15 protein-coding genes are annotated in these 13,113 nt (G+C 68.3%); 9 read left to right on the top strand and 6 right to left on the bottom strand.

Features of this window, described 5'->3' with window-relative positions:
* Window positions 1-100: 100 nt before the first annotated feature.
* The 6 genes from QH168_RS03060 to ligD all read left to right on the top strand — a co-directional run bounded on the left by QH168_RS03060 (window position 101) and on the right by ligD (window position 4,818).
* Window positions 101-745, top strand: a complete 645-nt coding sequence (locus QH168_RS03060) for a TetR/AcrR family transcriptional regulator (RefSeq protein WP_280232836.1) — start codon at window positions 101-103, stop codon at window positions 743-745.
* 54 nt (window positions 746-799) lie between these two features.
* On the top strand, window positions 800-1,042 hold the full coding sequence (locus tag QH168_RS03055; RefSeq protein WP_280232835.1) for a hypothetical protein: 243 nt from the start codon (window positions 800-802) through the stop codon (window positions 1,040-1,042).
* 11 nt (window positions 1,043-1,053) lie between these two features.
* Window positions 1,054-2,154 (top strand): SPFH domain-containing protein, encoded by a 1,101-nt coding sequence (locus tag QH168_RS03050; RefSeq protein ID WP_280232834.1) that lies wholly within the window; start codon window positions 1,054-1,056, stop codon window positions 2,152-2,154.
* A gap of 34 nt (window positions 2,155-2,188) precedes the next feature.
* Window positions 2,189-2,584: a cold shock domain-containing protein gene (locus tag QH168_RS03045; protein ID WP_280232833.1), complete on the top strand. Its 396-nt coding sequence runs from the start codon at window positions 2,189-2,191 to the stop codon at window positions 2,582-2,584.
* A 150-nt stretch (window positions 2,585-2,734) separates the two neighbouring features.
* Window positions 2,735-3,820 carry an ATP-dependent DNA ligase gene (locus tag QH168_RS03040; protein ID WP_280232832.1) on the top strand — a complete coding sequence of 362 codons (1,086 nt, stop codon included), beginning with the start codon at window positions 2,735-2,737 and terminating at the stop codon, window positions 3,818-3,820.
* On the top strand, window positions 3,817-4,818 hold the full coding sequence (gene ligD, locus QH168_RS03035; RefSeq protein ID WP_280232831.1) for a non-homologous end-joining DNA ligase: 1,002 nt from the start codon (window positions 3,817-3,819) through the stop codon (window positions 4,816-4,818). Before QH168_RS03040 ends, ligD begins: the two co-directional genes overlap by 4 nt.
* Before the next feature lie 46 nt (window positions 4,819-4,864).
* Here ligD and QH168_RS03030 read toward each other — a convergent pair whose 3' ends face one another.
* The 6 genes from QH168_RS03030 to QH168_RS03005 form a co-directional block, all read right to left on the bottom strand.
* The gene (locus QH168_RS03030) at window positions 4,865-5,482 is read right to left on the bottom strand and encodes a cysteine hydrolase family protein (protein ID WP_280232830.1); all 618 of its coding nucleotides are present in this window, start codon (window positions 5,480-5,482) and stop codon (window positions 4,865-4,867) included.
* Between the two features lie 82 nt (window positions 5,483-5,564).
* On the bottom strand, window positions 5,565-6,557 hold the full coding sequence (locus QH168_RS03025; RefSeq protein ID WP_280232829.1) for a GlxA family transcriptional regulator: 993 nt from the start codon (window positions 6,555-6,557) through the stop codon (window positions 5,565-5,567).
* Window positions 6,558-6,643: 86 nt separating this feature from the next.
* Window positions 6,644-7,429, bottom strand: a complete 786-nt coding sequence (locus QH168_RS03020) for a hypothetical protein (protein ID WP_280232828.1) — start codon at window positions 7,427-7,429, stop codon at window positions 6,644-6,646.
* A 186-nt stretch (window positions 7,430-7,615) separates the two neighbouring features.
* Window positions 7,616-8,263 carry a TetR/AcrR family transcriptional regulator gene (locus tag QH168_RS03015; RefSeq protein ID WP_280232827.1) on the bottom strand — a complete coding sequence of 216 codons (648 nt, stop codon included), beginning with the start codon at window positions 8,261-8,263 and terminating at the stop codon, window positions 7,616-7,618.
* Window positions 8,247-9,389, bottom strand: coding sequence for an acyl-CoA dehydrogenase family protein (locus QH168_RS03010; protein WP_280232826.1), 1,143 nt, complete (start codon window positions 9,387-9,389; stop codon window positions 8,247-8,249). Before QH168_RS03010 ends, QH168_RS03015 begins: the two co-directional genes overlap by 17 nt.
* A gap of 122 nt (window positions 9,390-9,511) precedes the next feature.
* Window positions 9,512-10,192 (bottom strand): TetR/AcrR family transcriptional regulator, encoded by a 681-nt coding sequence (locus QH168_RS03005; protein ID WP_280232825.1) that lies wholly within the window; start codon window positions 10,190-10,192, stop codon window positions 9,512-9,514.
* Window positions 10,193-10,455: 263 nt separating this feature from the next.
* On the opposite strand from QH168_RS03005, the gene QH168_RS03000 reads away from it, so the two are divergent.
* From QH168_RS03000 to QH168_RS02990, 3 genes are read left to right on the top strand one after another with little or no spacing between them, the layout of a single operon-like run.
* Window positions 10,456-11,574: an alpha/beta fold hydrolase gene (locus tag QH168_RS03000; RefSeq protein ID WP_280232824.1), complete on the top strand. Its 1,119-nt coding sequence runs from the start codon at window positions 10,456-10,458 to the stop codon at window positions 11,572-11,574.
* Between the two features lie 53 nt (window positions 11,575-11,627).
* Window positions 11,628-11,843: a hypothetical protein gene (locus tag QH168_RS02995; protein WP_280232823.1), complete on the top strand. Its 216-nt coding sequence runs from the start codon at window positions 11,628-11,630 to the stop codon at window positions 11,841-11,843.
* Window positions 11,840-13,048, top strand: a complete 1,209-nt coding sequence (locus QH168_RS02990; RefSeq protein WP_280232822.1) for a hypothetical protein — start codon at window positions 11,840-11,842, stop codon at window positions 13,046-13,048. The genes QH168_RS02995 and QH168_RS02990 overlap by 4 nt, the downstream gene beginning before the upstream one ends.
* Window positions 13,049-13,113: the final 65 nt, after the last annotated feature.

Here is a 13,113-nt window from a genome sequence, read left to right as displayed (position 1 = left end):
CCCGAGGGAGTTAACCGCTGGTTACCGATGCGTGACGCCGTCACGTCGGCGATCGGGCGGGGTGGCCGAGACCCGCTCGGGGCGGCATTAGGGTGGAACGGTGCAGACAGGCCAGGACGCAGACCACCCGCACGCGGATCCACTCGGCGGACCCCGGATCTGGGGCGGAACCACGCTCACCGAACGCAAGCAGGTGCGGCGGGCGACGTTGCTGGAGGCGGCCCTCGATCTGATCGGCGAATCCGGAGCAGCCGGAGTCACCATGCGGGCGGTGTGCCGCCGGGCCAACCTCACCGACCGCTACTTCTACGAGAGCTTCGCCAGCCGGGACGAGCTGCTCGATGTGCTCTACCGGCAGGTGGCCGAGGAGTTCCTGGAGCCGATGACCGCCTTCGCCGTCGCCGACGATCCCTCCAGGGACCGCAGCCTGTCGGAGGTCCTGGTGGACAAGGTGCTCGAGGACCCGCGCAAATCCCGTCTGTTCCTGGTGGAGCCCTATTCCAGTACCGGCCTCGGTCAGACCACCATCGCGGTGATGCCCGCGTTCACCCGGCTCATCCAGGACCATCTGTTCTCCCAGATCGCCGACCCGGTGCGTCGCCGCCTGGCCGCCGTCACCATGGCCAGCGGCAACGCGGGCATGTTCTCGGCCTGGCTCGGCGGTTCGCTGCGCGCCGACCGCGCGGAGATCATCGACCATCTCGTCGCGATGATCACCGCCTATCGCGGGCTGTACCAGCACTGACCGCCGCTGCGGCGCCACCAGTGAAACGTAAGGTGAGCGTAGGAGGTTCGAACGTTGACCGATGCGGTGGTGGGTTCTACGGGTACGCTGATCTCGCCGATCCGGGGGGCCGGGACGCTGGGTGAGGTCCTGGTCGCCATCCGAGGGGGAACCGAGCTCTACATCGCGCGCGCCACCGAGCCGATCGCAGCCGGGGCGACCGTGCTGATCATCGCTGTCGACTCCGGCCGCATCGCCGACGTGGTGCCGTGGATCCCCCTCGTCCCGGATCCGCTGGACCGACGTTCGAAACAATAAGGGAGACACACGTGCTGGGTTACCACGTTCCTGATCCGGACGAGGCGATGCTGGTCAGCGGCGCCAAGAGCAAGGACAACGCCCCGTTCAGGGTGATCATCGGGCGCGGCGCCTGGGTGGTGCCGTTCTTCCGCAAGGTGCGGTACCTGTCGCTGGCGATGTTCGAGGCCGAGATCAAGGAGCGCTGCGAGACGAAACAGGCGATCCAGCTCGATGTGCGCGCGGTCATCGCGTTCAAGGTCGCCAACGACACCCCGTCGATCGTCAATGCCGCGCAACGATTCCTGTCCGAGCAGGAACGCGAGATGTCGATGCTGACCGGGCGGATCTTCTCCGGTCACCTGCGCTCCATCGTCGGCTCCATGACCGTGGAGGAGATCATCAGGGAGCGGCAGCGGCTCGCCGACGAGGTGCTGGTGGCGTCGAAGGTCGAGATGAGCAATATCGGCCTCTGGGTGGACTCGTTCCAGATCATGTCCATCGACGACGGCGAACTCGGCTATATCTCCGCGCTCGCCGCACCGCACAACGCCGCGGTACAGCGCGACGCCCAGATCGCCCAGTCCCAGGCCGCACAGCGCTCCGCCGAGGCCGAGCAGGAATCGCTGCGCCGGCAGGCCGAATACGAGCGGGAGACCTCGCTGCTCAAGGCCGAATACCAACGCGATATCGACAAGGCGCAGGCGGAGGCCGCCGCGGCCGGTCCGCTGGCTCAGGCCTTGGCCCAGCAGGAGGTGCTGATCGCCAAGGCCGAACAGGCGCGTAAAGAGGCCGAACTGCGCGAGCAGCAGTTGCAGGCCGAGGTGGTGAAACCGGCGGCGGCCGAGGCGGAACGAGTGCGCATTCTCGCCGAGGCCGAGGCCGACCGCACCAGAATTCAGGCCGAGGCCGCCGCCTCCAACAACCGGATCGCGCTGGACCAGTTGCTCATCGAGCAGCTGCCCGAGATCGTGCGGCAGGCCTCGCACGGGTTGTCCAATGCCAACCTCACCGTGCTGAACGGGCCCGACGGGGTGAGTGAATTGGTGAACGGAATGGTCGGTCAGGGGCTGACGGTCTTCACTTCGCTGCAAAAGGCGCTTTCCTCCAACGATGGAGAAAATGCGGGCTAAAGTGGCCCGGTAGCGTCGGCGGCGAGGAGCGGGTGTGGTGTCCATCGGGAAATTGGTGTCGTTCGACAGCTCGCGCGGATTCGGCTTCATCCGGCCCGAAGACGGCGGCCCGGATGTGTTCGTGCACGTCAACGACATCGGTCTCGACGAGGACGAACTGCGCCAGGGCCGGGTGTTCGAATTCGAGATCACCGAGGGTGATCGCGGCCCGAAGGCGGTCAACCTCGCCGCCACCGGCGCACCGGCGCCCGCTCCCCGCGGCCGGACCAGAGACCGGGCGGGCGTGGTCGTGCTCAGCACCGCCGAGCACACCAGGCTGGTCACCGAACTGTTGCTCGAGGCCAGCCCGGCGCTCACCGCCGGCGAGATCGTCACCATCCGCGAACGGCTCACCGCCTTCGCCGGTGAACACGGCTGGCTCGACGACTGAGCCGGCGGCGGGCGTGGCCGTTCGACGCGCCTGCCGCCGCATGCACGGATCCCGCACGCTGTCGGTGCCGCCGCATACGATCGCGACACCGATGAATCCTCGTCGGCCGCGACGTCGACATCGGTGAGGACCGACTCCGAGGAGGATCGCGTGGACCTACCGGTGATGCCACCCGTGCGACCGATGCTCGCCAAAGCCGCGCCAGCGGTACCGCGCGAGGCGGGTCTGAGCTATGAGCCCAAATGGGATGGATTCCGGTGCGTCGTGTTCCGTGACGGCGCCGAGATCGAGCTGGGCTCTCGTAATGATCGGCCGCTGACCAGGTATTTTCCCGAGGTTGCCGAACTGCTCGCGGCCGCGTTGCCGCCACGGTGCGTGGTCGACGGTGAGATCGTCATCGTCACCGAGGCCGGACTCGATTTCGACACTCTCCAGTTGCGGCTGCATCCCGCGGCCTCGCGGGTCGCCAAGCTCGCCGCGGAAACCCCGGCCAGTTTCGTCGCCTTCGATCTGCTGGCGCTGGGTGACGATGATCTGACCGGCGAACCGTTCCGCGAACGGCGGCGTCTGCTCGAGACGATCCTCGACACCGAGCTGGCTCGGGTGCACCTGACGCCCATCACCTCCGATCCCGATGTCGCCGAGGACTGGTTCACCCGCTTCGAGGGCGCAGGTTTCGACGGTGTGATGGTCAAGGCCGACGATCAGCGTTATCTCCAGGACAAACGGGTGATGCTCAAGGTCAAACACGAGCGCACCGCCGATTGCGTCGTCGCCGGATTCCGCTGGCACAAGGACGGTGCGGGCATCGGTTCCCTGCTGCTCGGGCTCTACGACGACGAAGGCAACCTGCATCACGTCGGGGTCGCCAGCAGTTTCACCGCCGCCAAACGCACCCAACTCATCGATGAGCTGGCGCCGTGGCGCGAGGGCGCGCTGGACGATCATCCGTGGCGCGACTGGGCCGATGCCGCGGCGCAGGCGCGGGCCGACGGGAAGATGCCGGGCGGGGTGAGCCGATGGACCGGCGGCAAGGATCTGTCCTGGGAGGCGCTGCGGCCCGAGCTGGTCGCCGAGGTGCGCTATGAGCATGTGCAGTCGGGCCGGTTCCGGCATGGCGGCAGGCTGGTGCGCTTCCGCAACGACCGCACACCGCAGTCGTGCACCTACGCCCAGCTCGACGAGGTGGCCCCCGCCGAATTGGCCGCCATCTTCGGTTCCGAGGTGGCCCGATGAGCGATTCGGTCGATATCGAGGTCGACGGCCGCGCGGTCACCATCTCCCACCCGGACAAGGTGTATTTCACCAAGCGCGGTGAGACGAAACTGGATCTGGCGCGCTACTACCAAGCCGTGGCCGAGCCGCTGCTCGGTGTGATCGGCCAGCGCCCGCTGCTGCTGGAACGCTATCCCGACGGCGCCTCCGGGAAATCCTGGTTCCAGAAGCGGGTGCCGAAATCCGCACCGGACTGGCTGCACACCGTCGAGGTGTCCACCCCCAACGGCACCACGAGCGATGCGCTCGTCGCGCACGATCTGGCGCATATCCTGTGGGCGGTCAACCAGGGCTGTCTCGGATTCCACGTGTGGCCCAACCATGTCGACGATCTCCGCATCGCCGACGAACTGCGCGTCGACCTCGACCCCTCCCCAGGTATCGGCTTCGACGATCTGCGTGCGGCCGCCGTACTCACCCGAGAACTGTGCACCGAACTCGGTATCGACGCACGCGTCAAGACCTCAGGGTCGCGCGGGCTGCACCTGTATGTCGCGCTGGAACCGCGATGGGACGGCTATCAGGTGCGAGCGGCGGCCGTCGCGTTGGCGCGGGAACTGGAGCGCCGCCACCCCGACCACATCACCGCGCAATGGTGGAAGGAAGAACGCGGCAGCCGCGTCTTCATCGACTTCAACCAGAACGCGCCGCACAAAACGGTTTTCGGTGCCTGGTGTGTGCGCCCCAAGGTCGGCGCACAGGTGTCGACACCGATCTCCTGGGACGAACTGGACTCGGTGGTGCCGGAGGAACTGACCATCGCCACCGTGCCCACCCGGCTCGCCGAACGCGGCGATCCCTGGGCCGACCGGCCCGCACAGTCGATCGAACCACTGTTGGAGATGTCCGAACGCGATATGGCCGCCGGGCTCATGGACGCACCATGGCCACCGCAGTATCCGAAGATGCCCAACGAGCCACCGCGGGTGCAGCCCAGCCGCGCCAAGAAGGCCGACTGAGTCCGGGTGTACGGCAGGGCGGCCCCCGGCCGTACACCCCCGCGCCTCAGTCCTCGAGCGCGTCGACGGTGGGGACGACGATGCCGAACAGGTCGGTGACGGTGGTCAGCGCCGCTGCCTGTAGCGCGGCCGCGGGCACGACCGTGCCATCGGGTGCGGTGAGGGCGCGGGTGGCGGTGGTCTCGGCGACGACGGTCGGGCGGTAACCGAGGGTGAACGCGCCCTGCGCGGTGAAGCCGACGCACATATGCGTCATGAAACCGGCGAGCACGAGATCGCTGCCGGGTTCGACGCCCGCGGCACGCAGTGTCGGTTCCAGTTCGGTGGCGTGAAACGCATTCGGGAACTGCTTCACCACCACCGGCTCACCCTCGATGGGCGCGACTTCGGCGCTGAGGGAGCCGATCTCGGCGCGGATATCGTAGGGGCTGCCCTCGCCACCGTCGTTGACGATGTGCACGACCGGAATTCCGGCGGCGCGGGCGCGTTCCAGCAGCCGCGCACCGGCCGTGAGGGCGGGCTCGGCGCCGTCCAAGGCCATGACGCCCGTCCGGTAGGTGTTCTGGTAGTCGATCATGATCAGCGCCGACTCACGCAGCCGCGGCGCCCGGTCGTCCAATCCGGAGACGGTGCGCAGGGTGGCGGAGGGGTGAGTTGTGGTCATGGAACAGCCTTTCGATGGGAAATGGGCATGCGAAATCCCCTCCTCGCACGGATGCCGAGGGGAGGTCGAGGGGTCGGGCGGATCAGGCCGTCCGAGTGCGGAAGCGGCGGCGATAGGCCGCCGGAGTGGTGCCGAGCTGGCGTTTGAAGGCCCGGTGCAGCGTCTCCACCGAACCGAGTCCCGCACCGGCCGCGACCTGGTCGAGGCCGCGATCGGTGGTCTCGAGCAAACGTCGCGCGACCTCGACACGGGTCGCTTCGACATAGGTGCTCGGACCGACACCCATCTCGGCGGTGAACACGCGCACGAAATGACGTTCGCTCAGACGCATCCGGGCCGCGAGTGCCTCGGTCGACAGATCCTGGTCGAAATGCTCGGCGATCCACAGCCGCAGCTCATCGATATCGCGGCGGGCCGGTGCGGGGCGGCTCAGCGGCACCGAGAACTGACTCTGTCCGCCTTGCCGTTTGAGGTACATCACCAGTTGGCGCGCGACCGCCAACGCGGTCTGCTCACCCAGATCCTCGGTGACCAAGGCCAATGCCAGGTCGAGGCAGGCGCTGATACCGGCGCCGGTCCACAGCCTGCCGCGGTCGGTGCGCACGAAGATGGGGTCGGGGTCGACGGTGATCTCGGGATGGCGGGCGGCCAGCTGCGCGGCGGTCGACCAGTGGGTGGTTGCGGTCTTACCGTCGAGCAGCCCGGCCGCGGCGAGCAGGTGCGCGCCGACGCACACCGAGGCCACTCGCCGCGCGTGCGGCGCCGTCGCGATCAGCCACGCCACCACCTCGTCATCGATCCGGGCGATGGGTCCGGTGTCGGTCATCTCGACCGCGCCCGGCACCAGCAGGGTGTCGACCTGCCCCTCGACCTGCTCGAAGGTCAGATCCGGCAGCAGCCGGACTCCGGCCGATGTGGTGACCGGGTCGGCCGACGGGGCCGCCAGCCGGATCTCGTACCCGGCGCGGCCCGCGGTCTCCCGGTTGGCCAGCGCGAAGACCTCCGCCGGGCCGGTGACGTCGAGGAGGTCGACCTCGGGGAAGACCGCGATGACGACTCGATGCGATATGGGCACGAACTCATCCTCGCCGCTGCCCCGGATGACGGCAATGACGAGTCTCTGTCAGATTCGGACATCCACGCTGCCGGGCCGCCGGAACCTCAGGCCGTCCACAGCACCCAGGTGGCGCCCCGGCCCTGTCCCTCACAGACCAGGGCACGCCCGTCCGCGGTGCGGGCGGTGGCCGCGACCCCCGGTGTACAGCTGGTGCCGCCCTCGCCGATGATCTCGGACACCGTGTAGGGGCCCTTCCATTGGAAACCGGTGGTCGAGGTCGCCGTGGTGAGGCACAGCAGCGTCGATCCGTCGGCGGCGGTGCCGATGAGGCCCGCCTCGGGGCAGGCGGTGCGCAGCGCGGCCGTCGGGGTCGCGGCGACCGCGGGCCCCGAGGTGGATGCGCCGGTGGGCGCCGTCTCGGGTGGCGCGGTATTCGTGTCCGGCGCGGGGCCGGTCGGTCCGGTCGCCGAAGCGGCCAACACGGACTGTGAGGTCTGCGTCGACGCGAGAGTCCCGGTGCGCGACACCACATCCGAGAGCAGATCGCCCGGCACCAGGATCAGGCCCGCGATGATCGCCGCCTCGATCAGGCCGAGCGCCAGCGCGGACAGTGCCATCACGCGGCCGCGCGGATGGCTGAAGGCGATGAGCCCGAACACGATCGCCACGGGCATCAACAGCAGCAGGGCCGCGACCAGCGCGATCACCGCGTAGGGGTTGACAATTCGGCGCGGGCCCGGCTCGTCGGCGGCGGCTCGGGACCATTCCTGCTCGTATTCGTCGTCGTGCTCGTCGAGCGCGACGCCTCGGCCACGGCGGGCACGCGCGGTGTCGGTGTCGTGCTGGACTTCCGGCCAGCGCTCATCGGCCCAGCGCTGCGAATCTGCCATTCGAGGTCCCTCTCCCACTCACCGTCGCGCGGAAACCCCGGATATCCGGCCCCGCCCCGACACCGAGAAGGATAGAGCCCCGTCGCCGAAACTTCCCGTGAATGGGCGGATCGCTCTACCCGACGGCATGCCGACCTGTCCGGCTTATGCGTAACGAACACAGCACGATTGATTTGCGGCCGCGTATCAGTGTCCGCTGTCGACTTTCGGCAACGACTCGGCGACCAGCGTCAGCAGCATGTCCACCAGCAGGCCGTGCACCTGCGCGCGGGTGAGGGTTCCGCGGGTGATCCATTCGCGTCCGGCGACTTTCACCAGCCCGCCGTAGGCGCGCACCATCGCGCGCATGGACGCACTGTGTGCCGAATCGGCGAGCCCGACCATCAGCAGCAGCCGTTCGGCGGCCGCGTCATCGGCCTGATCGAGGATCTGCTGGACGTCGGGGTCTTCACCGACACCCTCGTGGCTGGTCACTTTGACCCAGGTGCTGCCGTGTTCGGAGATGGTGTCGAGCAGCCAGTGCACGCTGGCCTCGACGCGCTCCCGTTCGGTGCCGGTGGGCACCACCATGTCGTCGGGCCGCGGCAGGGTCACCATCCGGCGCACCACGGCCAGGTAGAGATCGCGTTTGTTACCGAAGTAATGGTTGATCAGACCGCGCGCCACACCGGCCCGCTGGGCCAGCTCGGCTGTCGACACCGCGGCATAGGGCCGCTCACCGAACATCTCGATGGCTTCGGCCAGGATCTGGGCCCGCCGTTCGTCGGGCTCGAGCCGCCGACGGCGCGGTTGCCGGTCGGCGGCGGAGGCAGGGGTATCAGAGAGACCGCGCAATGAGATCCTTCATCACCTCGTTGCTGCCCGCGAGGATGCGCAGCACACGAGCGCCGGTATAGAGCTGGGAAATCGGGTACTCCGTCATGTAGCCGTAGCCGCCGAACAGTTGCAGGCAGCGGTCAACCACGATACCCAGCTGGTCGGTCAACCAGTACTTCGACATGGCAGCGGTGGGAATGTCGAGTTCGCCCCGCAGATGCTTGGCGATGCAGTCGTCGAGGAAGGTGCGGCTCACCGTGGTGAGCGTCGCGCATTCGGCGAGTTCGAATTTGGTGTTCTGCATCGCGAACAACGGTTTGCCGAACGCTTCGCGGCCCTTGGTGTATTCGACGGTCAGCTCGACGGCGCGTTCCATCATGGCGACCGCCATGATCGCGGTGACCAGGCGTTCCTGGGCCAGCATCCGCATCATCTGATAGAAGCCCTGACCCTCGACGCCGCCGAGCAGATTCGTGGCGGGCACGCGCAGGCCGTCGAAGAACAGTTCGGCGGTGTCCTGGCCCTTACCGCCGATCTTGGACAGGATGCGTCCCCTGGTGAATCCGGGCGTATCGTCGCCGACCTCGGCGAACAGCAGTGAGACACCGGCGGCGCCCTGCTCGGGGTCGGTTTTGGCGGCGATGATGATGCCGTCGCACAACCAGCCGTTGGTGATGAAGATCTTCGAACCGGTGATGACGTAGTCGTCGCCGTCGCGCACCGCGCGGGTCTTGATGTTCTGGAGGTCGGAGCCGGTGCCGGGTTCGGTCATCCCGATCGACAGCACCATCTCGCCACTGGCCGCCCGTGGCAGCACCCGCTGTTTGAGTTCCTCGGAGCCGAATTCGGCGAGGTAGGGCGCGATGATCGCGCTGTGCACCGGCATGCCCATGGCGCCGTCACCGGCCCTGACCTGTTCTTCGATGATCGCGGCCTCATGGGCGAAGGTGCCACCGCCGCCGAAGGGTTCGGGCAGCGCGGCGCACAGTAGGCCGAGCTTGCCCGCGGTGCGGTAGAGCTCGCGGTCGGGATGGCCCTGTTCGACGAACTTCTCCTCGTGCGGAACGACCTCGCGCTCGAAGTAGTTGCGTGCAAGATCCCGCACCGCCTCGACCTCGTCGTCACTCCATATCGGGCGTGCCATCGTCGCGTCCTCTGCTCGTCCTCCACCCGGCCTACCGGGGCTTACGGACCCAGATTCGCGCACTATTGGCATTCTGTCAACAAGTCGGGCATGGACCGGTGCCGAGGAGGAAGCGGAAGGGTTCAGCGGTCGGTATCGACCGCGGCGAGGGTGGTGAAGATCGGGGTGGCCGGGTCGGCGTCGATGCCGCGGCGCCGCAGGAAGCTGTCGATCAGACCCCAGACGTATTCGGTGGTCTGATCGACGAATTCGGTCGCCGCACGCGCCGGATCGTCGCCGCCGAGCCATAGATCGGTGATGGAGACGACCACCCCGGTGATGGCGCGGGCCAGATAGTCGATACCGCTGTCATCGATGGGCACGGCCTCGGCCACGGCGCTCGCCTGTTTCGCCAGGCGCCCCGCGACCTGCCGCCCGAGGTCGACCTGCACCACCGAGCCGTCACGATCGTGACCGGTCTGCGCCTGCCCGAGGAAGCGGAAGACGTTCGGATGTTCCAGGATGCCGTCGGCATAGGCACTCAGCACCGTACGCAACGCCGTTCGCGGCGGTTGCAGGACGAGGGTGAGATCGCTACCCGCCGCCGCGAACGCCGTTTTCGCCATGCGATTGCCGATTTCGGTGAACAGGTCGGCCTTATCGGCGAAGCGCCGGTAGAGGCGCGGTTTGGTGATACCGGCCTCGCGGGCGATGTCGTCCATGCTCGGGCGCGGGCCGTCTCGGTCGATCACCCGGATGGCCGCGTCGATGATCTCGTCGCGGCCGACGGACCGCGGCGCGGTGCGCACGCTGGTGCGGTTCACGATGGTCAGCTCCGTGCGGCCGGTGACGTCAGACGTTGGCGAGTACGGCGGCGTTCACCCCTCGATGCAACACCACCGACCCTGGGTCGAGAGCATACACGTACTCCGGGTACGTGCCAGTCGAGGCAGATGTTTCGATCATAAACCTCGAAAATCAGTGATCTATCACACATCGGCATCTACCTGCGGCATATGGTTTTCTTCGCCACCGTACTGACAGTATCGTCGACCGTACTGCCAGTACGTTCGAACGAGGTGACGTGATGACCGAACCGCGCGACCCGCACCACGGGCCCGGGCCCGATCGCCAGTGGACGATCCGGGTCGACGACATCGAACTCGCCGGATACGAATGGGGCGCCCCGACGGCCGAGCCGCTCGTGCTCATCCACGGCGCCTCCGACACCCACCGGGCCTGGGAGCAGGTGGCCGCGACTCTCGCCGACGAGTTCCGGGTCATCACCTATGACGTGCGCGGGCATGGCCGATCGGGCACGCCGAGCGGGCTCGGCGCCTATCGCCTGGATCGTTTGGCCGAGGACCTCTACACCGTCCTCGAGACCGTCTCCCCCGACCGCCCGGCGCATCTGGCCGGGCACGGCTGGGGCGCCATGCAGGGATGGGAGGCCGTGGCCGATCCGCGGGCAGGCACCCGCATCGCCTCGTTCACCGCACTCTCGGCGCCGCATCTGGACCATATCGGCCTGTGGTTGCGTCAACTGCGATATCGCACGCGGCGCGGCGTGCATCGACTGCAATCACGCACCACGCGCCGGTTCGTGTCATCGGTGCCGGCGGCGAGCGGGCGTGTGACTCACCCGGCGGCACCGGAACCTCCCCGGCACCGCCCGATCCTCGGTCGTGAGCGACATTCGGTCGGGCCGCACCGCGCGCTTCCGGCCACTCGCACCGCGCGCCGCACACCGATGGCGGTGTCCTCTGCGCTGGACGAAGCGCGCGTGACGCTGCACTCCTCGCCGTCGCTGCTGCGGCGCGCGGTCTACCAGCCTCGCCTACGCACGTGCCTGCGACAGATCGCGCACCGCTCGCCTCGTGCGGACACCCCGATCGCACCGACCTGGCGCACCGATCTGGTCGCCGGGATGCGAATCGTCCGCGCCAATCTCGGCCACCACCTGTGCCATCCACGCGATCAGCGCACCGCCGTGCCGGTTCAACTGCTGCTCGATACTGCCGACCCGGTCGCACGGGCGGGGATCCGCGCCGCGGTGCACGAGCGGGTGGATCGATTGTGGTGCTACACGCTTCCGGCCGACCATTGGCTTCCGGTGACCGAACCATTGCTGGTGGGCGAGGCGATCGCCAACTTCATCGGTGATCTGCGCGCCGACAACGACCCCGCGTTCCGCACCACCCACTGATCCGGCCCGGCGACACCCCGAGGCCCCTACAGCCATTCGCGACGAAAGGCATCATGACCACCGCAGCCGACACTGTGTCCCGGACGCTCGGCGCTCCCCTGCCCGCGGCCTTCGCCGACCTCACCGATGAACAGCTCACCGAACTCGACCATCTACTGCACGGCGCCTCGGCCCGCCGGGCAGGCCAGATGCGCGAGGCATTCGAGTCCGGGCTCGGGCTGATCCCGCGTCTGATGCGCCCGGCGGTGAAGAAGGCCCTCGGACTATGAGCGACCATCTGCTGGCCCTCGCCGAGACCACCAAGCTCGCCCGGCTCCTGGGTGTCGAGCCCGAGCAGCTGGGGTTCCTGGCCGATCTGCCGCCCGCGGCCATCCGCGAATTCCGCGACCGCAGCACCGATATGCTCTTCGACCGCGACCGGTCGAAACTGGCGCGGGTGGCCGCGGCGGCCAACCTCGTGCCGGTGGCGATCAGCGCCAAGATCGCCACCCACGCCTTCGGGCCGGTGCTGTGCGCGGCCGTTGCCGCCGTGGTGGACCCGCGGCGGGCGGTGGATATCGCGGCGGCCCTGCCCGCACCGTTCCTGGCCGAAGCGGCGATCGCCCTTGATCCGCGGCGCACCGCCGATGTGATCGCCAGGGTTGCGCCCCGGCAGGTTGCGGCGGTCGCCACCGAACTGCTCGCGCGCGAGGAACACGTCACCATGGGCCGGTTCGTCGGTGTGGTGCCCGAGCCGTCGCTGCGCGCGGCCGCGGCGGTCATCGGCGACGCCGATCTGCTGCGCATCGGATTCCTGATGGAGGACAAGAGTTCCATCGATACGTTGATGGAGATCGTGGCCGATCGGCTGCCAGGGGTCATCCGTGCGGCCCATACCGAGCGGCTGTGGGTGCAGGGCCTTGATCTGCTCGGCACGGTGAACAGCGCGAACAAGGCCAGGCTCGGCGATATCTGCGCCGACCTCGGCGACGACGCACTCGATGGGCTCCTCGCCGCCGCGATCGAACTCGACGCACTGGCGACCCTACTGCCGATCGCCGGCGCCATGAGCTCGACGGCTCTCGCGGCGCTGGCCGCCCGGCCCGCGCTACGCGATGAGCAGTTCCTCGGCGCATGTGTCGAGGCCGCGCTCGGCGAGGGGTTGTGGCTGGATCTGCTGCCGTTGACCGGGCATCTGCCCGCCGAGTCACTGACGGTCGTCGCCGCAGCGATCGCGGGCGAACCGGATGACCGGCTCGACGATCTCGTCCGCCGCGCGGGCGCCGCCGGGCGCTGGGATGCGCTGATCCCGCTCACCGCGGCCATGCCGGAGGACGATCGTCGTCGCCTGTCGGCGCTTGCGGTCATGAGCGAATCGGAGGCGTCCGGCCTGGCCATCGCCGGTGGGTCGTCCGGCACGCCGGAAGCCCGGCTCGGGGACGGTGCGTGGGCCTCCGGGCGGGCCGCGTTCGCCGAGGCGGTGCGGATCACCTGACCGCCATTCGAGAGCCGTGATCGCCCGGCACGAAACTCGGATGGGCGGTCACGACACGACAGTGG

It is taken from the genome of Nocardia cyriacigeorgica, assembly GCF_029868385.1.
Classification (GTDB): domain Bacteria; phylum Actinomycetota; class Actinomycetes; order Mycobacteriales; family Mycobacteriaceae; genus Nocardia; species Nocardia cyriacigeorgica_F.
The sequence above is the reverse complement of the archived record's forward strand: the minus strand, read 5'-3'. Positions and strand labels throughout refer to the sequence as shown.

Coding starts and splice junctions, on each gene's coding strand:
- ligD (WP_280232831.1), top strand. CDS start 3,817: ATGAGCGATTCGGTCGATATCGAGGTCGACGGCCGCGCGGTCACCATC.
- QH168_RS03030 (WP_280232830.1), bottom strand. CDS start 5,482: ATGACCACAACTCACCCCTCCGCCACCCTGCGCACCGTCTCCGGATTG.
- QH168_RS03020 (WP_280232828.1), bottom strand. CDS start 7,429: ATGGCAGATTCGCAGCGCTGGGCCGATGAGCGCTGGCCGGAAGTCCAG.
- QH168_RS03010 (WP_280232826.1), bottom strand. CDS start 9,389: ATGGCACGCCCGATATGGAGTGACGACGAGGTCGAGGCGGTGCGGGAT.
- QH168_RS03000 (WP_280232824.1), top strand. CDS start 10,456: ATGACCGAACCGCGCGACCCGCACCACGGGCCCGGGCCCGATCGCCAG.
- QH168_RS02995 (WP_280232823.1), top strand. CDS start 11,628: ATGACCACCGCAGCCGACACTGTGTCCCGGACGCTCGGCGCTCCCCTG.
- QH168_RS02990 (WP_280232822.1), top strand. CDS start 11,840: ATGAGCGACCATCTGCTGGCCCTCGCCGAGACCACCAAGCTCGCCCGG.